Origin of the sequence: Streptomyces sp. MB09-01 (assembly GCF_033794505.1) — a bacterium.
GTDB lineage: Bacteria > Actinomycetota > Actinomycetes > Streptomycetales > Streptomycetaceae > Streptomyces.
In genome coordinates this window covers 1-21,604 of the sequence record NZ_JARAYQ010000146.1, presented here as the reverse complement: position 1 = coordinate 21,604, position 21,604 = coordinate 1, and the positions used below count along the sequence as shown (strand labels likewise).

Genomic DNA, 21,604 nt, shown 5'->3' with positions numbered 1-21,604 from the left:
GCAGCAGAACGGGGCGAGCAGGCGGCTCAGTCTCCGCAGGGGGGCCGGGCCCGGCCCCCCTGCGGAGACTGAGCCGCCTGCTCGCCCCGTTCTGCTGCGTGGCGCTTGAGGGCGGCCTCGCGACCGCGGACGTACCAGATGCCGATCAGGCCGAGGAAGCCGCCGGCCGCGCAGGTCCAGACCCACCACAGCTGGCCGCGGTCGGCGAACCACCCGTAGAAGGGGAGCTGGACGAGGAAGAGGGCGAACCACAGGATCGTGCCACCCGTGACCGTCGCGACGACGGGGCCCTCGAGGGGCTCGGGCGCCTCATGCTTCGCAGTCCATTTCGCCATGGGGCAAGTCTAGGCGCGCGAATTCATGGTCTACGCGCGGAGATGGACGCCCTTTCGTTCATGTGTTCATACTGAAACGGTTTGGGCGTGGCCCATTTTCTTCGTATGAACCACCCAATGAGGACCGTATGAGCACCCCCACGGCCACCGCCCCGAAGCCTTCCCTCCAGGAACCCTCCGGAGGACTCGACCGCTACTTCAAGATCTCCGAGCGCGGTTCGACCGTCGCCCGCGAGGTCCGCGGCGGCTTCGCCACCTTCTTCGCGATGGCCTACATCATCGTGCTCAACCCGATCATCCTGGGCAGCGCGAAGGACATGTACGGGCACCAGCTCGACAACGGTCAGCTCGTGACGGCCACCGCCCTGACGGCTGCCTTCACCACCCTCCTCATGGGTGTCATCGGCAACGTCCCGATCGCGCTCGCCGCCGGCCTCGGCGTGAACACGGTCGTCGCCCTCCAGCTCGCCCCGCGCATGAGCTGGCCCGACGCCATGGGCATGGTCGTCCTGGCCGGCTTCGTGGTGATGCTGCTGGTCGCGACCGGCCTGCGCGAGCGGGTCATGAACGCCGTGCCGCTGGGCCTGCGCAAGGGCATCGCCATCGGCATCGGCCTGTTCATCATGCTGATCGGCCTGGTCGACTCGGGCTTCGTCTCCCGCATCCCGGACGCCGCCCACACCACGGTCCCGCTCCAGCTCGGCGGCACCGGGCACCTGGACGGCTGGCCCGTCCTGATCTTCGTGATCGGCGTGCTGCTCACCCTCGCCCTGCTGATCCGCAAGACGCCGGGCGCGATCCTGATCTCCATCGTGGTCATGACCCTCGCCGCTGTCGTCGTCCAGCTGGTCGCCGAGGTGCCCGACACGGGCTGGGGCCTCACCGTCCCCGAGTGGCCGGGCAACCCGGTGGCCGCGCCCGACTTCGGGCTGGTCGGCGAGGTCAGCCTGTTCGGCGGCTTCGGCAAGGTCGGGATGCTGACCGGCATCCTCTTCGTCTTCACCGTGCTGCTGTCCTGCTTCTTCGACGCCATGGGCACGATCCTGGGCGTCGGCGACGAGGCCAAGCTGATCGACAAGGAGACCGGCGAGTTCCCCGGCATCAACAAGGTCCTGCTGATCGACGGCCTGGCCGTCGCCTCGGGCGGCGCCACGTCCTCCTCGGCCACCACCTGCTTCGTGGAGTCCACGGCCGGGGTCGGCGAGGGAGCCCGTACGGGTCTCGCGAACGTCGTGACGGGCGCCCTCTTCGGCGTGGCGCTGTTCCTCACCCCGCTCGCCACGATGGTCCCGTCCCAGGCGGCCACGCCCGCCCTGGTGGCGGTCGGCTTCCTGATCCTGGCGGGCTCGGTCAAGGACATCGACTGGAGCGACTTCACCATCGCCGTCCCCGCGTTCCTGGCCATGGTGATGATGCCCTTCACCTACTCGATCACCAACGGCATCGGCATCGGCTTCATCAGCTTCTGCGCCCTGCGGGCGGCGACCGGCCGGGGCCGCGAGGTCCCGGTGGCCATGTACGTCGTGTCGGCAGTGTTCGTCTTCTCCTACGCGATGCCGGCCCTCGGCCTCACGTAGGCCCCGCCCGGGCTCACGTGAGCCCGTAGAACTTCTCTGTCTCGTCGACGGCCGCCTTGAAGCGCTCGTCGAAGTCATCGCGGATGAGCGTCCGGACCACATAGTCCTGGACGCTCATTCCGCGTTTGGCGGCGTGAGTCCGGAGCCTGTCGAGGAGCTCCCCGTCTATGCGCATGCTCAGCACATGTGTCCCCATGCCGAAAGAGTCGGGGCAGAGGGCGTGGACCCGTGTCACTTTCGGCCGCCCACTCACCCGTACGAGTGACCCCGCGCATGACGGCCATAAGTGGTGTTCCTTAGGGAGAGTAATGAGTTACTCTAAATACATGCCTGACCTTTCCCATGGCGACGACGCTGCCGCCGTGAACGACCTCCGCTCCGCCGTCATGCGGCTGGGGCGGCGCCTGAAGCACCAGCGCGTCGACGAGTCGCTGAGCCCCACCGAGATGTCGGTGCTCGGCACACTCGCCCGCTGCGGCCAGGCCACACCCGGCGAACTGGCGCGGCGGGAGCACGTCCAGCCGCCGTCGATGACGCGCATCGTCGCGTTGCTGGAAGCCAAGGGACTGGTCACGCTGGAACCGCACCCCGACGACCGCCGCCAGAAGGTGGTCCGCCAGACGGAGGAGGCCGAAGCGATGCTCGAAGAGAGCCGCCGCAAGCGCAACGCCTTCCTGGCCGGGCTCGCGGCCGAGCTGACCGAGGACGAGTGGGCCAAGCTGCGCGAGGCCGCACCCGTCCTGGAGAAGCTCGCGCACCTGTAGGAACGACGCCAGGAGGCGAACGCTTTTGAGTACGGGAACCGGAGCAGACTCCGCACCCGGCCACATATCCACCCCTACTACGGCTCCTGCGGGCGAGAACTCGATGTTCAGCTCGCTCAGGATCCGGAACTACCGGCTCTTCGCGACCGGACAGGTCGTCTCGAACACCGGCACCTGGATGCAGCGCATCGCCCAGGACTGGCTGGTCCTCTCACTGACCGGCTCCGCCTCCGCCGTCGGCATCACCATCGCCCTGCAGTTCCTGCCGATGCTGATGTTCGGCCTCTACGGAGGCGTACTCGCCGACCGGCTGCCCAAGCGGACCCTGCTCCTCGCCACCCAGAGCGCGATGGGCCTGACAGGTGTCGCACTCGCCGTCCTCACCCTGGCGGGACACGTCCAGGTCTGGCACGTGTACCTCGCCGCCTTCGTGCTCGGCCTCGTCACCGTCGTGGACAACCCGGCGCGGCAGACGTTCGTCTCCGAGATGGTCGGCAAGGACCAGGTCGCCAACGCCGTCAGCCTCAACTCGGCCAACTTCCAGTCCGCGCGGCTGGTCGGCCCGGCGATCGCCGGTGTGCTGATCACCGCCGTCGGCTCCGGCTGGGCCTTCCTGCTGAACGGACTGTCCTTCGCCGCGCCCATCGCCGGCCTGCTGCTGATGCGCACGCACGAGCTGCACCCCGTCGAGCCCCGGCCCCGCGCCAAGGGCCAGCTGCGCGAGGGCCTGCAGTACGTCGCCGGCCGCCCGGAGCTGATCTGGCCGATCGTGCTCGTGGGCTTCATCGGCACCTTCGGGTTCAACTTCCCGATCTGGCTGTCGGCCTTCGTCAGCGACGTCTTCCACGGGGACGCGGGCACCTACGGGCTCTTCAACACCCTGATCGCGGCCGGCTCCCTGGCGGGCGCGCTGCTCGCGGCCCGGCGCGGCCACTCCCGCCTGCGGCTGCTGGTGGCCGCGGCCGTGCTGTTCTCGGCGCTGGTGCTCGTGACGGCCTTCGCGCCCGGCTTCTGGCTGTTCGCGGCGCTGCTCGTGCCGATCGGGATCTTCGGCCTGACGGTCAACGTCACGGCGAACTCCAGCGTGCAGATGGCGACCGACCCCGAGATGCGGGGGCGCGTCATGGCCCTGTTCATGATGGTCTTCACCGGCGGCACCCCGCTGGGCGCCCCGCTGCTGGGCTGGATCACGGACACGTACGGTGCGCGGATCGGCATGGCCGCGGGGGGTGTGATCTCGCTGGCCGCCTCCGTCGCGATCGCGGTGGTCCTGGCGCGCGTGGGGAACCTCCGCGTCCAGGTCAGCCGCCGCGGCGTGACCTTCGTCCCGGCCGCCGCCTCGCGCCGCCGCGACCTGGTGACGGTCGCCTGACCCAGCGGCCCCGGCCTCCCGGGGCCCGCCCCGAACCCCGCTCCTCAAACGCCGGAGGGGCTGGAATTGCGCTCCGCGCCATCCAGCCCCACGGGCACGTACAGCTGACGCCGGCCACATTCAGCCTCGCCGGCGATTGAGGCGCGGGGGTCGGGGGCTGGCCCCCGACAGCGGCGCCGCGCGCGGTTACGCTCGGCCCATGAGACTGTTCGCAGCCGTCCTCCCGCCGGACGCGGCCGTCGCCGAGCTGGCCCGGGCCGTGGACGGAGTCCACGACGACCGGCTGACGTGGACCGCGCGAGCGGGCTGGCACTTCACGCTCGCCTTCATGGGCGAGGTCCGCGACGACGTGCTCCCCGACCTGCACGCCCGCCTGGAGCGCGCAGCCCACCGCACGGCCCCCTTCCCGCTGCGCCTGCACGGCTGCGGGCACTTCGGGGACCGCGCCCTGTGGATCGGCGCGGCCGGGGAGCTGCCCGTGCTGCGGATGCTCGCGGAGCGGGCCGACGCCGCCGCCCGGCGGGCCGGGGTGCCGATGGAACAGCACCGCCGCTACACCCCGCACCTCACCCTGGCCCGCAGCCGCAGCGCCGCCACGCCCCTGCGCCCGTACCTGGACGCCCTCGCCGGCTTCGAGGGCACGCCCTGGCAGGTCGACACGCTCAGCCTCGTCCGCAGCAACCTCCCCGTCAGCGGGGTGCCCGGAGAGCAGCCCCGGTACGAGACGGTCGGAGCCTGGCCCCTGCGCGGCTGAGCCGTACCGCGTGCGGGACCACCCGCGGGCCGCGTTAGGCTCGACGGGTGGATCCCAAGACCAGAAACCGTGTGATGGCCGGTGTGCTCGTACTGATGTTCGTCGTCGTGGCCGTGGCGGCTGCCGTCGGGCAGTAGCTACCAGGCGAAGGCCTCCGGGGAGGCTCCCGGGCCGGGGAAGATCTCGTCCAGGCCCACCAGGACCTCCTCGGAGAGCTCCAGCTCCACCGCCCGCAGCGCCGAGTCGAGCTGTTCCTGCGTGCGCGGCCCGACGATCGGCCCGGTGACCCCGGGCCGCGTCAGCAGCCACGCCAGCCCGGCCTCGCCCGGCTCCAGGCCGTGCTTGTCCAGCAGGTCCTCGTACGCCTGCACCTGTGCGCGTACGGAGCTGTTGGCGAGCGCGTCCGCCGACCGGCCAGAGGCGCGGCGGCCGCCCTGGACCTCCTTCTTGATGACCCCGCCCAGCAGCCCGCCGTGGAGCGGGGACCAGGGGATGACCCCGAGCCCGTACGCCTCCGCGGCCGGGATGACCTCCATCTCCGCGCGCCGCTCGGCGAGGTTGTAGAGGCACTGCTCGCTGACCAGCCCGAGCCGTCCGATGCGCGCGGCGGCCTCGTTGGCCTGGGCGATCTTCCAGCCGGGGAAGTTCGAGGAGCCGGCGTAGAGGATCTTGCCCTGCTGGATCAGGACCTCGACGGCCTGCCAGATCTCCTCGAAGGGGGTCCGGCGGTCCACGTGGTGGAACTGGTAGACGTCGATGTAGTCGGTCTGCAGCCGCTTGAGGCTGGCGTCGACGGCCCGCCGGATGTTCAGCGCCGACAGGCGGTCGTAGTTGGGCCAGGGCTCGCCCTCGGGCGCCATGCTGCCGTAGACCTTGGTGGCGAGCACCGTCTTCTCGCGGCGCCGGCCGCCCTGGGCGAACCAGGTGCCGAGGATCTCCTCGGTACGGCCCTTGTTCTCGCCCCAGCCGTAGACGTTGGCGGTGTCGAAGAAGTTGATCCCCGCGTCGAGGGCGGAGTCCATGATCGAGTGGCTTTCGGGCTCACCGGTCTGGGGGCCGAAGTTCATGGTGCCGAGTACAAGTCGGCTGACCTTGAGGCCGGTACGTCCGAGCTGTGTGTACTTCATGGGGCACTAGCCAACTGCTTGGAGTGCGCTCGAAGCAAGGCCCTCTCGTGAAAGGGGTGTTACAGCGGGTGGCTACAGCACCCGCTCGGGCCCGTACGGGCCGCCGATCCCCCACGCCTGGTGCAGCACGGCCGCGAACTCCCCCGCCAGCCGGTGCTCGCCGGAGGCGTTGGGGTGGGTGCCGTCGTAGGTGTCCCGGTGGATGTCGTACCCGTCCGGGCGCGCGGCCAGCAGGACCGGGGAGGCGGCGGTCGTCAGGTCGGCGACCGCCTTCGCGAGGAGCTCGTTGAAACGGGCGACCTCGGCCGCGAAGGGCGCGTCCTCCTCTGCCCGGCTGTTCGGGATGACGGGCAGCAGCACCATGCGGACGCCGGGGCGGGCGTCGCGGGCCCCGGCTATGAAGCGGCGGACGTTGGCGGCGGTCTGTTCGGCGTCGGTGTAGAACCCGAGGTCTATCAGGCCCAGGGAGACGAGCAGGACGTCGGCCCGGGCGGCGCCGGCGGCGGGGCCGACGAGGGGGGCCATGTGCTGCCAGCCCTCGCCCCAGCCGGCCAGGTGGCGGCGGGCGTCCGCGGGGAAGGCCGGGTCGGCGTACGCGTCGGAGCCCTCGTACAGCTCGCTGCGCGGGCCGACGATCCGGTAGGGGCCGCCGAAGGTCGAGTTGAGGTGCTGCCACATCCGGTAGCGCCAGGTGAAATCGCCGGCGCGTCCGATGGTCATGGAGTCGCCGACGAACATGAAACGCATCCGGTCATCATCGCGGATCGCGCGACAGAAACCTCTGTGACGCCGGACACGGGGCACGTACTGGCAGGCTGGGGGCATGCGCATGCCCCTGCCGTCCGCCGCCGCTGCCACCGCCGTTGCCACTGCCGTCGCCTCGGCCGCCCTCGCCGTGCTGCCGGGCACGGCCGTCGCCGCGGAAGCCCCCGCAGCCTCCTCGTTCACCATCTCCGATCCGCGGATCAAGGAGTCCAGCGGGCTCGCGGCCAGCCGGATCCACCCGGGCGTGTACTGGACGCACAACGACAGCGACGACGGCCCCTACGTCTACGCGGTGGACTCGGCCACGGGCAGGACGGTGGCCCGGGTGACGCTGACCGGGATCGGCAAGCCGCGCGACGTCGAGGGGATCTCGCTGGGGCCGGACGGACAGCTCTACGTGGGCGACATCGGCGACAACCGGAACGGCACCTGGGACCACGTCTGGGTCTACCGCTTCCCGGAGCCGAAGCACCTGGGTGACGTCACGGTCAAGGCCACGCAGTTCACGGTCCGGTACGCCGACGGGGCGCGCAACGCGGAGGCGCTGATGGTGCATCCGGTGACCGGACGGGTCTACATCGCGAGCAAGGACGAGAGCAAGGGCGGACTGTACGAGGGGCCCGCGGAGCTGTCGGCGGACGGCTCGAACGTGTTCCGGCGGGTCGCCGACGTGCCGTGGGTGACGGACGGGGCGTTCTCCCCCGACGGGAGCCGGCTGACCCTCCGGGGCTACTTCACGGCGCGCACGTACCCGTGGAAGGACGGCAGGCCGCAGGGCGAGGGCGAGCGGGTCGACGCGCCGTGGCAGGGGCAGGCGGAATCGGTGACGTACACGCCGGACGGCTCGACGCTGATGTTCGGGGCGGAGGGCGAGGGCAGCCGCGTCATCGCCGTTCCGGCGAGCCAGGGCTCCCCGGGCGCCTCGGCCGCGCCGAAGCCGGGCTCCCCGTCGGACGCTGCGCCGTCGCCGGAGCCGACGGGGGGCTTCGGCAAGGGAGCCGTGGTCCTGGCGGTCGGCCTGGCGGTCGTCTTCGCCGCCAAACGCCTCCTGCGGCGCCGGCGTGCTTAGCCTCGCCGGCGTTGAGGGCCCGGTGCGGCGCCCCCGGCGGCGGCGCCGCACCTGACCACGCACTCCGGCGCCCGCGCCGCTGCCGGGGCTCCGCCCCAGACCCTCCCCCGGCCTCCGTCCGGGGGGCTGGATGATTCAGCCTCGCCGGCGTTTGAGGCGCGGGGGTGCGGGGGCAGCGCCCCCGGAGACGGCGCCGCACCCGACCAAGCGCGGGGCTTACTCCTCCCGGATCGGGACGCGGCCGTTCACCGCAGGACCGGCGGAGCCACCCGCGGGACCGGCGGAGCCAACGGCCGAGCCGCCCACAGGGGCCTGGCCCATCGTGGCCAGGAGTTGGCGGGCCACGCCCAGGCCCGTGCCGCCCATCGTCAGGGCCTTGGCGAACATCTCCGACATGCCCTCGGCCCCGTTCAGCAGCACCATGTGCTCCACGTTTCCGAAGGCCCCCGCGCCCGCCTCCACGATCGCCGGCCAGTTCTCGGCCAGCTGCTGCGCGACGACCGCCTCCTGGTTCTCGGCCAGCGCGGCGGCCCGCGCCTTGATCGCCTCGGCCTCGGCCAGACCGCGCGCCTTCGCCGACTCGGCCTCCGCGAGGCCCCGCGCCTGGGTGGCCGCAGCCTCCGCCTCACCCGTGGCCCGCGTCGCCTTCGCCGACGCCAGACCCCGCGCCTCCGTGGCCGTCGCGTCCGCGGTCGCCGCCGTCGTCACCCGCGTGGCCTCCGCGGCCGCCGCGAGCTCCGTCTCCTTCGCCTTCGCCTGCGCCGCGGAGATCCGGGCGTCGCGCTCGGCCTCCGCCCGGGTCCGCGTCTCGTACGCCGCCGCGTCCGCGGGCTTGCGCACGTCGGCCTGCAGCTGCTGCTCGCGCCGGTGCGCCTCCAGTTCCGCGACACGGGTCTCCTGGACGACGACCTCCTGCCGTGCGGCCGCCTCGGACAGCGGGCCCGCCTGGCGGGCGGTCGCCGCCGCCTTGTCGCGTTCCGCCTGGTAGCCGGCCTGCAGGATCTCGCTGTCCCGCGTCGCCTCGGCCATCCGGGCGAAGGCGGCCTGTTCGGCCTCCGTGGCCAGCCGGTTCGCCTCGGCCTGGGCGATCCGAGCGTCCCGCTGCACGGCGGCCGCGTGCGGCATCGCCAGGTTCTTGATGTAGCCGGTCGGGTCCTCGATCTCGTGGATCTGCAGCGAGTCGACGATCAGTCCGAGCTTCTCCATCTCGGTGCCGCAGGCCATCCGGGTCTGGCCGGTCAGCTTCTCCCGGTCGCGGATCATGTCCTCGACCGTCAAGCCGCCCACGATGGACCGCAGATGGCCCGCGAAGACGATGTGCACCCGCTCCGGCATCATCTTCTGCTGGTCCAGGAAGCGGCGGGCCGCGTTGGCGATGGACACCAGGTCGTCGCCGACCTTGAAGATGACCACGCCCTTCACCCGCAGCGGGATGCCCTGGTGGGTGACGCAGTCCACGGACAGCTGCGTCTCATTGAGGTCCAGGGACAGTTTCCGCACCGCCTGCACCCCCGGCAGGACGAGCGTTCCGCGCCCGGTGACGATCCGGAACCCCATGCCCTGACCGACACCCTCGGTCTTGTGCGTGGAACCGGAGATGACGAGTGCCTCGTTGGGCTCGGCGACCCGCCACATGAGCTTGAACAGGCCTATCGCGGCCACGATTGCGGCGAGAACGATTCCCGCCACGACGCCGATAGCCATCGGCAACGCCCCCTTATTCCAGTGCCGTTCGGCACCGATGAGGGCGAGTCTGCGCCTGCCGCGACCCGGCGTGAAGACGGGGGCGCGGTCTTGTCGCCATCTTGATACGCACAGGTCGCGCGCGGGCGGCGGCCGTCTCAGTTGTCGTAGGCCGCCATCACATACACCGTGCGCGGCGGCTGGTACTCGACCACCGTCACCACCGTTCCGACGGCCAGCCGGCCGGTGCCGTGGACCGGGTGGGCGAGGAAGTGCTCCGCCCCGCCCCGGATCCGTACGATGACCTCGCCCACGAGGCCCGGTCCGACCGTCCCGGTCACCCGGCCGGTCATTCCCACCATGTCCGTGTCCGCGCCCGTGTCCCCCATGGGGCGAGGGTACGCCGCCGGGCCGCGCGGCGACCCGCCCACGGCGCGGCCTCCCGGGGCTACGAGTGGCCGAGGTCCGCGGCCGGCAGGTCCGAGACCGGGACCGAGCCGGTGTCGGCGGTCTCGGCCGGGCGCAGGGTGAACTCGTCCGAGGCCATCGAGTCGAGCACCGGAGGGGCGGGCCGCAGCGGCGTCGGCATGACCGCGGCCTCCGAATGGCCGCCGCAGCCGTAGGACAGCGACACCAGCCGGCCGTCGGCCGGGCTGAACTCGTTCGCGCAGACGCCGAAGGCCTGGCCGAGCGAGCCGCCGATCGCGACCAGGAAGCCGCAGGAGACGCAGGACGCGGGCGCGGCCTGCGCCATCGGGGTCTTCGCGCCGAAGCCCTCGTCCCAGCGGTCGGCCGCGCTGTGCAGCCCGTACCGCGACAGCACGCGCGCCCGGCGCATGCCCAGTTCCTCGGCGACCGACGTGATGGAGCCGCGTACGGGGACCACCGCGCGGTCGGTGACGTCGGCGTCCTCGGCCTCGACCAGTTCGGCCATTTCGGTGGAGACCACCGAGTTCGGCGGCGGGGTGTCCTCGCCCGACCAGCCCGGCTCCAGGCGCAGGTCCTCGGCGTCGGTGGGCAGCAGGTCGCCCGGGCCCATGTCGCCGGGGCGCAGCCGCTCGCTCCACGGCACCCACTCGGGGGCCAGCAGGGCGTCGTCGCCGGGCAGCAGCACCGTTTCGTCGAGCGTGACGTTCTTCGCGCGGGAGGCGCGGGTCACGGTGACGGCCCAGCGCCAGCCCCGGTAGCCCGGTTCCTTGGACTCGAAGAAGTGGGTGACGACGCGGTCGCCCTCCGCGACGGCGGAGACGTGCGCGCCCACCACTCCGGGGTAGGCGGCCTCCTCGGCCGCCGCGCGGGCGAGTTCTACCGCCTCGACGCACAGGCGGTCGGGGGTACGCGGGGTACGGCTTCGCGTCGTCGCAGCACTCACTGGTCTCGTTCTCTCCTACGCCGTCTCACGTGTGCGCCGTCCGTACTGTCGTCCACAACGACCCGTCGGTGCTGTCCGTACGTGGCGCGGGCGGAGCGGACCAGAGGGCCGCGTCGACGTCCGCACCCGATCGGACTCCGGGCGCACCTCACTGCGATCCATTCTGCGGGATCACGAAGAGGCGCGCGGCCAGGAGCAACCGCCGGTGGCGCGCTACGCACGCTACCTCCTCTTAAGCCTCGGGCACACATGCAAGGTCCGATTCGCGGACAAGCCACCGGCTCCGCGACGCGCCGGGAGGCGCCCACGAGGGCCCGGTGGGGCACTATGTCGAGTGTGGCACCCGCACGGTCGTCCGACGACGGCTCGGGACCGGCCAAGCGGGCCGGCCGGGCTGTCGGGCGTGCCCTGCACCTTCCGTTCACGGGTACGGCGCGCGGGATCCGGCGGGCCACGCACGCGCACGGGGCCGGGGAATCGGGCCTCGGCAAGCTGATCGAGCTGCACGCCATCAACGGCGCCGGCGACATGATGATCACGGTGGCGCTGGCCTCGACGGTGTTCTTCTCCGTGCCCACGGACGAGGCGCGCGGCCGGGTGGCCCTGTACCTGGCGATCACGATGGCCCCCTTCACCCTGCTGGCCCCCGTGATCGGGCCGCTGCTGGACCGTTTGCCGCACGGCCGCCGGGCGTCGATGGCGGCCGCGATGCTGGCCCGGGCGCTGTTGGCGCTGATCATGTCGGGCGCCGTGGAGACCGGGGGGATCCAGCTGTATCCGGCGGCGCTGGGCGTGCTGGTCGCGTCCAAGTCGTACGGGGTGGTGCGCAGTGCGGTGGTGCCGAGACTGCTGCCGCCGAAATTCTCACTCGTCAAGGCGAACTCGCGGGTCACCCTGGCCGGGCTGGTGGCCACGGGCGTGGCGGCGCCGGTGGGCGCGGGGCTGAACGCGATCGGGCCGCAGTGGCCGCTGTACGGGGCCTGCGTCATCTTCGTGTGGGGGGCCTTCGCGGCGTTCACGCTGCCGCACCGGGTGGACGAGGCGAAGGGCGAGCGCCGGGCGCGGCTGTCCACGCACGAGGCCCACTCGAAGCGGCCGGGCCTGCGGACGATCAGCCGCTCGGTGCTGTGCGGGCTGCTGGCGAACGCTTCGATGCGCGCACTGTCCGGGTTCCTGATCTTCTTCCTGGCGTTCCTGCTGCGCGAGCATCCCCTGGAGGGGCAGAGCGCGGCGGTGTCGCTGGGGATCGTGGCCGTCTCGGCGGGCGTGGGCAACGCCTGCGGTACGGCGGTGGGCGCGTGGCTGCGGGCCCGGGCGCCGGAGGTCATCATCGCGTCGGTGCTCTGTCTGACGCTCGGGGTCGCGGTGCTGGCGGCGATCTTCTTCAGCGGGCTGTTCATGGCTGTACTGGGCGCGACGGCGGGCTTCTGCCAGGCGCTGGCGAAGCTCTCGCTGGACGCGATGATCCAGCGGGACGTGCCGGAGGCGGTGCGCACGTCGGCGTTCGCCCGTTCGGAGACGCTGCTGCAGGTGGCGTGGGTGCTGGGCGGCGCGATCGGCATCGCGCTGCCGCTGAACGGCGTACTGGGCATGTCCGTGGCCGCCGCCATCGTCGCCCTCGGCACGACGATGGCCCTCCGCGGCGTCACCTCCGCCCCCGCGTGGCGTAACCGGCCGCACATCCAGCCCCGCCGGCGTTCGAGGCGCGGGGGCCCGGGGGCGGCGCCCGCGCGACGGCGCCGCACTGGGCAACGGCGCCGCACCCGGCCGGGGCACCGTCACCCCGGCGGGAGCCACGCCGCAGGCCAGCGGTACCCCATGCAGCGGCGCAGCCCAGGGGCCCGATAGCCTTCGGCTCATGACCGCACCGCTTTTCTCGGGTAGGGCCCGCCGCAGCGTCGCGGCCCTCGGAGCCGTGTCCGCCGGACTCCTCCTCCTCTCCGCCTGCGGCGGAGAAAAGCCGACCCCCCTGGCGACCGTGACGGTCGGCAGCTCGTCGGTGTCCGCCGAAGCCTCCTGCCACGGCGGTAAGGAGCCGCTCTCCATGGAGAGGGTCCAGGAGTGCCTGACCAACCTCAAGGACCCCAAGACCATCGAGTACGCCCGTGGCGAGACCCTGCGCCTCGGGGTCGAGCCTGACGTCGTCGAGGACGGCAAGAGGTGGTCGGCGGTGCTCGACGGCCAGCCGATCACCGAGCCCTCCTCGAACACGTACCGCAGCTTCCCGGGGGCCGACGTCTTCGCGACCGGCGGCCAGGGCGAGGCTCCCGCCTCGAAGAAGCTGGCGTTCCTGCAGATCGGCGAGGACGGCAAGCCGCTGGCCGTCTGGTCCTTCAACCTCAAGCTCAAGTAATCGGACGGCACCGGTGCGCGCGCTCGTCGTGACCGCGGTGGTGGCGGAGGCCGACTCCGTCGCCACCGGTCTGACCCCTCATCCGGACGATCCCGGTCCTGAGTCGCGCACCCTGCCCGGCGGGTACCTCATCACCCGCCGGGACCTTCCGGGCATCGCCTTCGACGTGCTCGTCGGGGGCGTCGGACCGGCGGCGGCCGCCGCCGGCACCGCCACCGCCCTGGCCCTCGCCGACTACGAGCTCGTCGTCTCCGCCGGCATCGGCGGCGGGTTCGGTCCCGCCGCCCCGCTCGGCTCCCTGGTGGTCGCGGACGCGATCGTCGCCGCCGACCTGGGCGCCGAGACCCCCGAGGGCTTCATCGACGTGAGCGCGCTGGGCTTCGGCCGCAGCGTGCACCTGCCGCCCACCGAGCTCGCCGCGCGCGCCGCCGAGGCGACCGGGGCGCTGCTCGCGCCCGTGCTGACCGTCTCCACCGTCACCGGAACCGCCGCCCGGGCCGCGGAGCTCGCCGCCCGGCACCCGCTGGCCGGGGCCGAGGCCATGGAGGGCTTCGGGGTCGCGGAGGCGGCGGCCGCGCACGGGCTGCCCGTGCTGGAGATCCGCGCCGTGTCCAACGCCGTGGGCCCGCGCGACCGTGCCGCCTGGCGGATCGGGGACGCGCTGGCCGCGCTCACCGCCGGCTTCCGCGTGCTGGGGCCCGTACTCGCGAACTGGGGAGAACGCCATGAGCACCGGTGAACCGCTGAAGATCGCCTACTCTCCCTGCCCGAACGACACCTTCGTCTTCGACGCCTGGGCGCACGGCCGGGTCCCGGGCGCGCCCGCCCTCGACGTCACCTTCGCGGACATCGACCTCACCAACGGCATGGCCGAGCGCGGTGAGCTGGACGTGCTGAAGGTGTCGTACGCCGTGCTGCCGTGGGTGCTGGAGGAGTACGCGCTGCTGCCGTGCGGCGGTGCGCTCGGGCGCGGCTGCGGTCCTCTGGTGCTCACGCGCGAGCCGGGCCCGGACCTGGCCGGGAAGACGGTCGCGGTGCCGAGCGAACGCTCCACCGCCTACCTGCTGTTCCGGCTGTGGGCGGCGGACGTCCTGCCCGAGGGCGTCGGCAAGGTGGTCGTGCTGCCGTTCCACGAGATCATGCCGGCGGTGCGCGACGGCCGGGTCGACGCCGGGCTGGTCATCCACGAGGCCCGGTTCACCTATCAGGACTACGGGCTGCACTGCCTGGCCGACATGGGCGAGCACTGGGAGTCCACGACCGGCCTGCCGATCCCGCTCGGCGCGATCATCGCCAAGCGCACGCTGGGTGCGGAGCGGCTGCGCGCGCTGGCCGAGTCGGCCCGTACGTCGGTCCGGATGGCCTGGGCCGACCCGGAGGCCTCCCGCCCGTACGTGCGCGCCCACGCGCAGGAACTGGCCCCGGCCGTCGCCGACCAGCACATCGGGCTCTACGTCAACGAGTTCACCGCCGACCTCGGCGATTCCGGCTACGCGGCGGTGCGCGGCCTGCTGACGCGGGCGGCGGCGGAGGGACTGGTACCGGCCATCGCGCCCGGCGCGCTGGCCTTCCCGTAGTCCCGGCCGCTCCTCGCACGACCGCGCCCCGCCGCTCTTTCGAGTGACGGGGCGCAGGTGTGCGAGGGGTGGTCAGACGTCCAGCTGGTCGGCCACCGCGCGCAGCAGTCCGGCGATCTTCGTGCCGTGCACCTTGTCGGGGTAGCGGCCGCGCTCGAGCATCGGGGTGATGTTCTCCAGCAGGGTGGTGAGGTCCTGCACGATCGAGGCGAGCTCGTCGGGCTTGCGGCGCTGGGCTGCCGCCACGGACGGCGCCGGGTCCAGTACCGTCACCGAAAGTGCCTGGTCACCGCGTTGTCCGGCGACGACGCCGAACTCGACTCGCTGACCGGGCTTGAGGGCATCGACCCCGGCAGGGAGCACCGACGAGTGGACGAAGACGTCGCCGCCGTCGTCGCGGGAGAGAAAGCCGAAGCCCTTCTCACTGTTGAACCACTTGACCTTGCCGGTAGGCACGTCCGTCCTCTGTCCTTGTGCTCGTCGGGGGTCCGGAGGGCCGCGAACGGCTCCGGACAACAGCGCAGCGGGCCATGTGTGACCCGCCACCTCAAGGCTAATGGTCGGGGGCCGGGTGACAAGACGTTCCCCGGTCCTTCACGGTCGGCTGCTTCGGCCAGGGAACTACCCTGGTGAGGTGACTGTTACTCCTCATTCAGACGAAGCGCGGCCCGGCGACGGACTGGTCAAGGCCGGCGGCATCGTGTTCATCGCCGGGGCCGTGGCCACGCTCGCCACGATGGCTCCGCTGTTCCTCGACGTCGATCCGTTCCCCCCGTACGCGTGGGCGGTGTGCATGCTCATGGGCGTCGGCTTCGCCATCTCCGCGGCGGGCGTGCTCCGCTCGGCCGCGGCGCAGCGCAGGGCGGCCCGGGCCTCGCAGGCCTGAGCCGGGGGCTGCGCCTCGCGGGCCCGGGCCGGGGGTCTGCTCAGACGGGCTGTGCGGCGACGTACTGCGCGAGCCACTGGGGCAGCGCGGTGAGGTCCGGCAGCACCACGTCCGCGCCCGCAGCCCGCAGGTCGGGCTCCGGGCACGGGCCGGTCGGCACCGCCACGGACAGCGCGCCTGCCGTACGGGCCCCGCGTACGTCGCCGACGTGGTCGCCGACGTAGACCTGCGCGCCGTACTCGCGCAGCGCGCCGGCCTTGGCCTCCGCCCAGAGCCAGCCGATGACCGCGTCCGGCTCGATGCCGAGGTGCGCCAGGTGCAGCCGGGCGTTGGGCTCGTGCTTGGCCGTGACGACGATCGCGCGGCCGCCGAGCGCCTGGACGGCCTCGATCGCCTCGCGGGCGCCCGGCATCGCCGGGGTCGGCTCGATGGCGTACGCGGGGTAGATCTCGCGGTAGCGGTCGGCCATGGCCGGGATCTCGGCCTCGGCGAACCAGTACGCGAGCTCCTCGTCCAGCGGCGGGCCCAGACGCGTGACCGCCTCGTCGGCGTCGATGAACGTGCCCGTCTCGGCCGACAGGGCCCGGTAGGCGGCCCTGATGCCCGGACGCGAGTCGATGAGGGTCATGTCGAGGTCGAAGCCGACGGTGAGGTTCATACGGACCATTGTGCCGAGGCGGGGTGACAGGAGGCTGACACCGGGCCTACGACGGGGGAACGTGCGCTGAGCGTCGCCCCGCCCCTGCGTGATCGCGGTCGGACCTGGTTCCCGCACCACCCTTCAAACTCGTGCTCAACCTTTTCCGGGCGGCAGCACTCAGGACAGGGACGAGAGACACGATGTGAAAGGGAGGGCGGATGCCGCCAGGCACCGAGCACGACTTCGAGGCTTTTGCCCGGGCCGGTCAGCGCACGCTGTACCGCACCGCGTACCTGCTGTGCGGGAACGCCGACGGCGCACGCGATCTGACCCAGACGACACTCGCCAAGCTGTTCCAGCACTGGCGGAAGGTGTCCGTCGCCGAGTATCCCGAGGCGTACGCCAGGACCGTACTGACCCGCACCTTCCTCGCCGAGCGGCGCAGGCGGCTGCGCGACCTGCTGGCCCACCGGCACTCCGCTCCGGGGCCCCGGCCCGAACACGCCGAGCTGCGCGTCACCCTGCTCGCCGCGCTCGCCGAACTGCCGCCGCGGGCCCGCGCCATGGTCGTCCTGCGCTACTGGGAGGACCTCAGCGTCGAGACCGTCGCCCAGCTGCTGCGCTGCAGCGAGGGAACGGTCAAGAGCCAGTGCTCGCGCGCCCTGGCGAAGCTGCGCACCCGGCTGGGCGAGGCCCACATCTACGCAACCGAGAGCTGAGGAGCCGTCATGGAGAGCAACGAAGACCTCGACCACGCCAGGGGCGTCCTGTTGGTCCGCGACGCGATGGACCGTACGACCGCGGACCTGCCCGCGCTCCCCGACCTGTCGGGCCCGGCCCGCGCCCAGGGCCTGCGCCGCAGGGCGCGCGTCCGGGCGGCGATCGGCGGCGGGGTCCTGACCGTCGTGGCGATCGCCGTGGCCGGAACCATCGCACTGCCGGACGGCGGAGGCGGGGGCGCGACCAGGGTCGGGGTGGCGGCGTCGCCGTCGGCCGGCCAGTCCCGGACCCAGCCGCAGCCGCAGCCGCCCGTCCATCTGGAACCGTCCCCGGGCGAGTCGTCGATGGCCGACCTGCCGGCCGCCGAGCGGGCGAAGCAGGAGCAGTTCCAGAACCGGGCCGTGTCCGTCCTCCAGGACCTGCTGCCGGACGGGGTCGGCACCCTGCAGCGGACCGACCTGTCGGTGCGCCTCTACCAGGGCACGAAGGACGGCAAGACCTTCATCGTCGTCTTCTCGGTCCGGCCGACCGGCGCGGACACCGACCCGCGCACCTGCGTGAACGGGAGGGGCTTCGTCTGCAAGAAGGGCACCCTGCCCGACGGCACCGAGGTCATCGCGTCGACCTCGCCCAGCGACGGCGGCGACGTCACCGAGTCCCGGATCTTCTTCCGCTACAACAAGAGCAACGTCTCGCTGAGCGTCAGCCCGCACGATGCCTCGCACACCTCGGCGCCCGTCACCAACGACCAACTGCTGGCGCTCGCCAAGGACCCCGCCTTCCTCGACCTGGTCAAGACCGCCGACGCCGACCCGGTGGAACAGGCGCAGAAGATCCTCCCGGCAGGCGAGTGACGTCCGGCCCCGTCGGCACCATCCGGCCCGGCCGGAACCGTCCAGCCCCGTCAGGGCGAAGCCCCGGGAGGCCGGCCGGGCCCCACCCGTCAGCGCCGGCGGGCCCGCCACACCAGGTAGACCACGGAGGCCAGCGCAGCAGCCCGCAACAGCCACGGCCACATCCCGTGCAGGGCCCCGCCCAGCTGCTCGTCGGCCAGCGTCTCGCCCCACCTGCCGTTCATCCGTCCCCACAGCCACACCGCCGCCCCCGCGAGGACCACGCCGGGCGGACCGAAGACGGCCCACTTCCGCTCGGCCGGCCGCAGCACGCGCGAGGCGTACGGCAGGAGCCAGCCGACGACCAGCAGCAGCCAGTACCCGGTGACCACGCCGACGACGAGGACGGCCGCGGCCAGCAGCAGGAGGGCGTTCGGGCGCGGCCGGGCGGCGGCCGCGGCCGCCGCCTCCGGCTGCGCGGCGGCGGCCTCCTTCCTGGCCCGCCGCCGCTCGCGCAGGAACCGTACGAGGCTCCGCGCGCCCGACGGCGCGGTCCCGGGCGGGGCCTGCGCCTCCTTGCCGGCCCCGTCGGCCTCTTCCTCCGCGTCCTCCTTGAACAGGTCCGGGATCTCGATGCCGCCGGCGAAGCCCTCGACCTGCGGGCCCGAGCCGTACGCGGCGGGGGACACCCGCCACCAGTCGGGCTCGGCCCCGCCCGACGGGCCCAGCTCGTCGAGCCCGGCCAGGTGCGGCGGCACGTTCTCGGGCTCGGCCGCCGGCCGCGGCGCGGGCGTGCCCGGGCGGCGCAGGCGCCCGGGGGCACGCTGCGCGGGTACCGACGCGCCCGGGGCGGCGGACCCGGAGGCGGGGGCGGCGGAGCCCTGCCGGGAGCCGAGGGTGTCCAGGACCTCCTCGGGCGTGCCGATCCGCTCCAGGATGCGGCGCACGGCCGCCGGGGTCTCCGGTTCGTACTTGGCGCGCCGACGGTCGATCTCGTCCCGCAGCCCCGCCACCAGGCGCATCCGGTCACCGGAGGAAAGCTGCCGCTGCTGTGCCAAGTCCCCGACGCGGCTCAGATATTCGTAGACCAGATGGTCGCTTTCGATCCCCATGCCCCGGCTCCTCCCGTACCGCCCACCCGAAAGGTAGCGCGTGCGCCCGTGGAGCCGCCGCGGGCACAGCGGATACCGTTGGCCGGATGGGGACCGGCCGACTGACCGGCCGACGCGACCAGGAGGCGACTGTGCCCGAGGCAAGCACTGCTGGGGGATCCGGCGGAAGCGGAGCCCCACGCTCCCTCGCCGAGGCGCTCCGCGCCCGCGACGACGCGGCGCTCGCCACCCTGCTGCACTCGCGCCCGGACCTGCTCGGTCCGGTGCCCGGCGACGTGACGCAGCTGGCCACCCGCGCCGGCACCCGGGCCTCGGTGGTGCGGGCGCTGGAGCGCCTTGACCGCTTCACGCTGCAGACGGCCGAGGCGCTCGCCGTGGCCCCGGACCCGTGCCCGTACGCGGTGCTGGAGTCGCTGCTGACCGGCGAGGAGGGCACGACCGGTGAGGACAACGGCGCCCGCGCCGCGCTCCCCCGGGCCCTGGGCACCCTGCGCGACCAGGCGCTCGTGTGGGGCGACGACGACCGGCTGCGCCTGGTGCGCACCGCCCGCGAGCTGCTCGCGCCCTCCGCGCAGCGGCCCTCGCCGACCGGCCTCGGGCCCACCGTCGCCGAGGCCACGTCCGGCATGTCGCCGACCCGGATCCAGGAGATCGTGGCGGCGGCCGGGCTGCCCGCGACGCACGACCCGGTGTCCGCGGTCTCGGCGCTGACCGGGCTGTTCACCGACCCGGAGCGGATGTCCGCGCTGCTGGACGAGGCTCCGGCGGAGGCGCACCAGGTGCTGGGGCGGCTCGTGTGGGGGCCGCCGTACGGGGAGGTGACCCCGAATCCGACCGCGCCCGTGCGCTGGCTGCGCGACCGGGGGCTGCTGCTGCCCGCGACGGCGCGGACCGTCGTCCTGCCCCGCGAGGTGGCGCTGCACCTGCGCGGCGGGCTCGCGCACCGGGACACCGCGCCGGTGGCTCCGCCGGTGACCCTGCACCGCGAGCACCGTCCACAGCTTGTGGACGCGAACGCCGCCGGGCAGGCGCTGGCCGCGCTGTCCACCGTCGAGGAACTGCTGAAGTCGTGGGAGCACGGCGCTCCGCTGGTGCTGCGGGCGGGCGGGCTCTCCGTACGGGACCTGAAGCGGGCCGCGGCCACCCTGGACACGACGGAGCCGTCGGCGGCGTTCTGGATCGAACTCGCCTACGCGGCCGGTCTGCTGGCCAGTGACGGGGAGGCGGACGAGCGGTACGCGCCCACTCCCGCCTTCGACGACTGGTGCGAACTCCCGCCCGCCGAACGGTGGACGGCTCTGGTGGAGGCCTGGCTGCCGGCCACCCGCACGTCCGGACTGGTCGGCGAGCAGGACGCCAAGGGGCGCACGCTGTCCGCTCTCGGCCCCGACCTCGACCGCTCGGCCGCGGCCGAGGTGCGCCGGCGCGTCCTGGAACTCCTCGCCGCGCTGCCGGAGGGCGGGGCGCCCGACGCGGAGGCCGTGCTGGACCGGCTCGCGTGGGAGCGTCCCGTACGCGGTGCGAGCGATCTGCGCACCCGTCTCGCGCGCTGGACGCTGGCCGAGGCGGAGGTCCTCGGCGTGACCGGCCGGGGCGCCCTGTCCGGGCCCGGCCGGGCCCTGCTCGCGCACGAGGACCCGGCGCCGCTGCTGGCCCCCCTCCTTCCCGACCCGGTGGACCACGTCCTGCTCCAGGCCGACCTGACGGCGGTGGCCCCCGGTCCGCTGCGCCGGCCGCTCGGGGACACCCTGGCGGTGCTGGCGGACGTGGAGTCCAAGGGCGGGGCGACGGTCTACCGCTTCACGCCCGGCTCGGTGCGGCGGGCCCTGGACGCCGGACACGCCGCCACCGACCTGCACGCCTTCCTCAAGGAACACAGCCGCACCCCGGTCCCGCAGCCCCTCGCCTACCTCATCGACGACGTGGCCCGGCGCCACGGCCACCTGCGCGTCGGCGCGGCCTCCTCGTACGTCCGCTGCGACGACGACGCGATGCTGGGCGAGATCCTCGCCGACAAGCGCTCGGCGGGGCTGGGTCTGCGCCGGCTGGCGCCCACCGTCCTGGCCGCACAGGCCGAACCGACGGTGCTGCTGGAGGGGTTGCGGGCGATGGGGTACGCGCCGGCCGCGGAGTCCCTGACCGGCGACGTGCTGGTGGCGCGGGCCGACGCCCACCGCGCACCGGCCCGCTCGGCGCCCGTGCCGGTGCCGGACGGTCCGCCGGTACCGGACGCGACGCTGCTGGGGGCGGCCGTCCGGGCGATCCGCGCGGGCGACCTCGCGGCGACGGCGGTCCGCAAGGAGCCCGCGCCGTCCACCGGCGCACCGGGCGAACTCCCCCGCACGAGCGCGGCGGAAACCCTGGCGACCGTACAGGCGGCGGCCCTGACCGGCTCGGCGGTGTGGATCGGCTATGTGAACGCGGACGGCGCGGCCAGCCAGCGCGTCATCGCCCCGGTCCGCGTGGAGGGCGGCTTCGTCACGGGCTACGACCACACGGCGGACGAAGTCCGCACGTACGCCCTCCACCGCATCACGGGCGTGGCCGAACTGGCGGAGGACCAGGTCTAGCCGCCGATCCAGCCCGGCCGGGGCAGTTCAAGCCCCGCCGGCGTTTGGGCGCGGGGTCCGGGGCGGAGCCCCCGTCTTCCCCCTCGCCGCACCCC

23 protein-coding genes are annotated in these 21,604 nt (G+C 73.3%); 13 read left to right on the top strand and 10 right to left on the bottom strand.

Annotated features, from left to right (window positions below; all coding sequences use genetic code 11):
* Positions 1–26 precede the first annotated feature (26 nt).
* The gene (locus PV721_RS26925; protein WP_319728461.1) at positions 27–335 is read right to left on the bottom strand and encodes a DUF2530 domain-containing protein; all 309 of its coding nucleotides are present in this window, start codon (positions 333–335) and stop codon (positions 27–29) included.
* 128 nt (positions 336–463) lie between these two features.
* On the opposite strand from PV721_RS26925, the gene PV721_RS26920 reads away from it, so the two are divergent.
* Positions 464–1,912, top strand: coding sequence for an NCS2 family permease (locus tag PV721_RS26920; RefSeq protein ID WP_319728459.1), 1,449 nt, complete (start codon positions 464–466; stop codon positions 1,910–1,912).
* Positions 1,913–1,925: 13 nt separating this feature from the next.
* Here the strand turns inward: PV721_RS26920 and PV721_RS26915 are convergent, their stop codons facing one another.
* Complete coding sequence (locus PV721_RS26915) at positions 1,926–2,108, bottom strand: hypothetical protein (protein ID WP_030156886.1); 183 nt, start codon at positions 2,106–2,108, stop codon at positions 1,926–1,928.
* Positions 2,109–2,238: 130 nt separating this feature from the next.
* Here PV721_RS26915 and PV721_RS26910 point away from each other — a divergent pair, with 130 nt between their 5' ends.
* The 3 genes from PV721_RS26910 to thpR all read left to right on the top strand — a co-directional run bounded on the left by PV721_RS26910 (position 2,239) and on the right by thpR (position 4,802).
* A complete protein-coding gene (locus PV721_RS26910; protein ID WP_319728456.1) occupies positions 2,239–2,676 on the top strand; it encodes a MarR family winged helix-turn-helix transcriptional regulator in 438 nt (145 codons plus the stop codon).
* A 25-nt stretch (positions 2,677–2,701) separates the two neighbouring features.
* Positions 2,702–4,048: an MFS transporter gene (locus tag PV721_RS26905; RefSeq protein WP_319728454.1), complete on the top strand. Its 1,347-nt coding sequence runs from the start codon at positions 2,702–2,704 to the stop codon at positions 4,046–4,048.
* Between the two features lie 199 nt (positions 4,049–4,247).
* Positions 4,248–4,802 (top strand): RNA 2',3'-cyclic phosphodiesterase, encoded by a 555-nt coding sequence (gene thpR, locus PV721_RS26900; RefSeq protein ID WP_319728452.1) that lies wholly within the window; start codon positions 4,248–4,250, stop codon positions 4,800–4,802.
* A 137-nt stretch (positions 4,803–4,939) separates the two neighbouring features.
* Here the strand turns inward: thpR and PV721_RS26895 are convergent, their stop codons facing one another.
* Both PV721_RS26895 and PV721_RS26890 read right to left on the bottom strand, forming a co-directional pair.
* Positions 4,940–5,929, bottom strand: coding sequence for an aldo/keto reductase (locus PV721_RS26895; protein ID WP_319728450.1), 990 nt, complete (start codon positions 5,927–5,929; stop codon positions 4,940–4,942).
* A gap of 72 nt (positions 5,930–6,001) precedes the next feature.
* Positions 6,002–6,676, bottom strand: a complete 675-nt coding sequence (locus PV721_RS26890) for a GDSL-type esterase/lipase family protein (protein WP_319728448.1) — start codon at positions 6,674–6,676, stop codon at positions 6,002–6,004.
* 76 nt (positions 6,677–6,752) lie between these two features.
* On the opposite strand from PV721_RS26890, the gene PV721_RS26885 reads away from it, so the two are divergent.
* Positions 6,753–7,763, top strand: coding sequence for a WD40 repeat domain-containing protein (locus PV721_RS26885; RefSeq protein WP_319728446.1), 1,011 nt, complete (start codon positions 6,753–6,755; stop codon positions 7,761–7,763).
* Positions 7,764–7,979: 216 nt separating this feature from the next.
* Here the strand turns inward: PV721_RS26885 and PV721_RS26880 are convergent, their stop codons facing one another.
* The 3 genes from PV721_RS26880 to PV721_RS26870 all read right to left on the bottom strand — a co-directional run bounded on the left by PV721_RS26880 (position 7,980) and on the right by PV721_RS26870 (position 10,818).
* Positions 7,980–9,467 carry an SPFH domain-containing protein gene (locus PV721_RS26880; RefSeq protein WP_319728444.1) on the bottom strand — a complete coding sequence of 496 codons (1,488 nt, stop codon included), beginning with the start codon at positions 9,465–9,467 and terminating at the stop codon, positions 7,980–7,982.
* 137 nt (positions 9,468–9,604) lie between these two features.
* Entirely contained in the window at positions 9,605–9,835 is a 231-nt protein-coding gene (locus tag PV721_RS26875) for a hypothetical protein (RefSeq protein WP_319728442.1), read from the bottom strand.
* Positions 9,836–9,894: 59 nt separating this feature from the next.
* Positions 9,895–10,818, bottom strand: a complete 924-nt coding sequence (locus tag PV721_RS26870) for a DUF3027 domain-containing protein (RefSeq protein ID WP_319728440.1) — start codon at positions 10,816–10,818, stop codon at positions 9,895–9,897.
* A 327-nt stretch (positions 10,819–11,145) separates the two neighbouring features.
* Between PV721_RS26870 and PV721_RS26865 the strand changes: the two genes are divergently transcribed.
* Genes PV721_RS26865 through PV721_RS26850 form a run of 4 tightly spaced genes read left to right on the top strand, consistent with a single transcriptional unit; the run spans position 11,146 to position 14,748 of the window.
* On the top strand, positions 11,146–12,666 hold the full coding sequence (locus PV721_RS26865; RefSeq protein WP_319728439.1) for an MFS transporter: 1,521 nt from the start codon (positions 11,146–11,148) through the stop codon (positions 12,664–12,666).
* A 10-nt stretch (positions 12,667–12,676) separates the two neighbouring features.
* The gene (locus PV721_RS26860; protein WP_319728438.1) at positions 12,677–13,171 is read left to right on the top strand and encodes a DUF2771 domain-containing protein; all 495 of its coding nucleotides are present in this window, start codon (positions 12,677–12,679) and stop codon (positions 13,169–13,171) included.
* 13 nt (positions 13,172–13,184) lie between these two features.
* Entirely contained in the window at positions 13,185–13,910 is a 726-nt protein-coding gene (locus PV721_RS26855; protein ID WP_319728437.1) for a futalosine hydrolase, read from the top strand.
* Complete coding sequence (locus PV721_RS26850) at positions 13,897–14,748, top strand: 1,4-dihydroxy-6-naphthoate synthase (RefSeq protein WP_319728435.1); 852 nt, start codon at positions 13,897–13,899, stop codon at positions 14,746–14,748. The genes PV721_RS26855 and PV721_RS26850 overlap by 14 nt, the downstream gene beginning before the upstream one ends.
* A gap of 72 nt (positions 14,749–14,820) precedes the next feature.
* Here PV721_RS26850 and PV721_RS26845 read toward each other — a convergent pair whose 3' ends face one another.
* Positions 14,821–15,204, bottom strand: coding sequence for a cold-shock protein (locus tag PV721_RS26845; protein ID WP_030012939.1), 384 nt, complete (start codon positions 15,202–15,204; stop codon positions 14,821–14,823).
* Between the two features lie 178 nt (positions 15,205–15,382).
* Between PV721_RS26845 and PV721_RS26840 the strand changes: the two genes are divergently transcribed.
* Positions 15,383–15,634 (top strand): hypothetical protein, encoded by a 252-nt coding sequence (locus tag PV721_RS26840; protein WP_030727717.1) that lies wholly within the window; start codon positions 15,383–15,385, stop codon positions 15,632–15,634.
* A gap of 40 nt (positions 15,635–15,674) precedes the next feature.
* Here PV721_RS26840 and PV721_RS26835 read toward each other — a convergent pair whose 3' ends face one another.
* Positions 15,675–16,301 carry an HAD family hydrolase gene (locus tag PV721_RS26835; protein ID WP_319728431.1) on the bottom strand — a complete coding sequence of 209 codons (627 nt, stop codon included), beginning with the start codon at positions 16,299–16,301 and terminating at the stop codon, positions 15,675–15,677.
* A gap of 191 nt (positions 16,302–16,492) precedes the next feature.
* On the opposite strand from PV721_RS26835, the gene PV721_RS26830 reads away from it, so the two are divergent.
* Together PV721_RS26830 and PV721_RS26825 are read left to right on the top strand one after the other, a co-directional pair.
* The gene (locus PV721_RS26830) at positions 16,493–16,993 is read left to right on the top strand and encodes a SigE family RNA polymerase sigma factor (protein ID WP_319728430.1); all 501 of its coding nucleotides are present in this window, start codon (positions 16,493–16,495) and stop codon (positions 16,991–16,993) included.
* 9 nt (positions 16,994–17,002) lie between these two features.
* The gene (locus PV721_RS26825; protein WP_319728429.1) at positions 17,003–17,848 is read left to right on the top strand and encodes a hypothetical protein; all 846 of its coding nucleotides are present in this window, start codon (positions 17,003–17,005) and stop codon (positions 17,846–17,848) included.
* Between the two features lie 89 nt (positions 17,849–17,937).
* Here the strand turns inward: PV721_RS26825 and PV721_RS26820 are convergent, their stop codons facing one another.
* Positions 17,938–18,939 (bottom strand): hypothetical protein, encoded by a 1,002-nt coding sequence (locus PV721_RS26820; RefSeq protein WP_319728428.1) that lies wholly within the window; start codon positions 18,937–18,939, stop codon positions 17,938–17,940.
* An 86-nt stretch (positions 18,940–19,025) separates the two neighbouring features.
* Here PV721_RS26820 and PV721_RS26815 point away from each other — a divergent pair, with 86 nt between their 5' ends.
* Positions 19,026–21,509 carry a helicase C-terminal domain-containing protein gene (locus tag PV721_RS26815; protein ID WP_319728427.1) on the top strand — a complete coding sequence of 828 codons (2,484 nt, stop codon included), beginning with the start codon at positions 19,026–19,028 and terminating at the stop codon, positions 21,507–21,509.
* The last annotated feature ends 95 nt before the right edge of the window (positions 21,510–21,604 follow it).

Bases quoted from the DNA above. Each gene is read 5' to 3' on its own strand.
- PV721_RS26925 (WP_319728461.1), bottom strand. From the start codon at position 335: ATGGCGAAATGGACTGCGAAGCATGAGGCGCCCGAGCCCCTCGAGGGC.
- PV721_RS26920 (WP_319728459.1), top strand. From the start codon at position 464: ATGAGCACCCCCACGGCCACCGCCCCGAAGCCTTCCCTCCAGGAACCC.
- PV721_RS26915 (WP_030156886.1), bottom strand. From the start codon at position 2,108: ATGGGGACACATGTGCTGAGCATGCGCATAGACGGGGAGCTCCTCGAC.
- PV721_RS26910 (WP_319728456.1), top strand. From the start codon at position 2,239: ATGCCTGACCTTTCCCATGGCGACGACGCTGCCGCCGTGAACGACCTC.
- thpR (WP_319728452.1), top strand. From the start codon at position 4,248: ATGAGACTGTTCGCAGCCGTCCTCCCGCCGGACGCGGCCGTCGCCGAG.
- PV721_RS26895 (WP_319728450.1), bottom strand. From the start codon at position 5,929: ATGAAGTACACACAGCTCGGACGTACCGGCCTCAAGGTCAGCCGACTT.
- PV721_RS26890 (WP_319728448.1), bottom strand. From the start codon at position 6,676: ATGCGTTTCATGTTCGTCGGCGACTCCATGACCATCGGACGCGCCGGC.
- PV721_RS26885 (WP_319728446.1), top strand. From the start codon at position 6,753: ATGCGCATGCCCCTGCCGTCCGCCGCCGCTGCCACCGCCGTTGCCACT.
- PV721_RS26880 (WP_319728444.1), bottom strand. From the start codon at position 9,467: ATGGCTATCGGCGTCGTGGCGGGAATCGTTCTCGCCGCAATCGTGGCC.
- PV721_RS26875 (WP_319728442.1), bottom strand. From the start codon at position 9,835: ATGGGGGACACGGGCGCGGACACGGACATGGTGGGAATGACCGGCCGG.
- PV721_RS26865 (WP_319728439.1), top strand. From the start codon at position 11,146: ATGTCGAGTGTGGCACCCGCACGGTCGTCCGACGACGGCTCGGGACCG.
- PV721_RS26860 (WP_319728438.1), top strand. From the start codon at position 12,677: ATGACCGCACCGCTTTTCTCGGGTAGGGCCCGCCGCAGCGTCGCGGCC.
- PV721_RS26850 (WP_319728435.1), top strand. From the start codon at position 13,897: ATGAGCACCGGTGAACCGCTGAAGATCGCCTACTCTCCCTGCCCGAAC.
- PV721_RS26835 (WP_319728431.1), bottom strand. From the start codon at position 16,301: ATGGTCCGTATGAACCTCACCGTCGGCTTCGACCTCGACATGACCCTC.
- PV721_RS26830 (WP_319728430.1), top strand. From the start codon at position 16,493: ATGCCGCCAGGCACCGAGCACGACTTCGAGGCTTTTGCCCGGGCCGGT.
- PV721_RS26825 (WP_319728429.1), top strand. From the start codon at position 17,003: ATGGAGAGCAACGAAGACCTCGACCACGCCAGGGGCGTCCTGTTGGTC.
- PV721_RS26820 (WP_319728428.1), bottom strand. From the start codon at position 18,939: ATGGGGATCGAAAGCGACCATCTGGTCTACGAATATCTGAGCCGCGTC.
- PV721_RS26815 (WP_319728427.1), top strand. From the start codon at position 19,026: ATGGGGACCGGCCGACTGACCGGCCGACGCGACCAGGAGGCGACTGTG.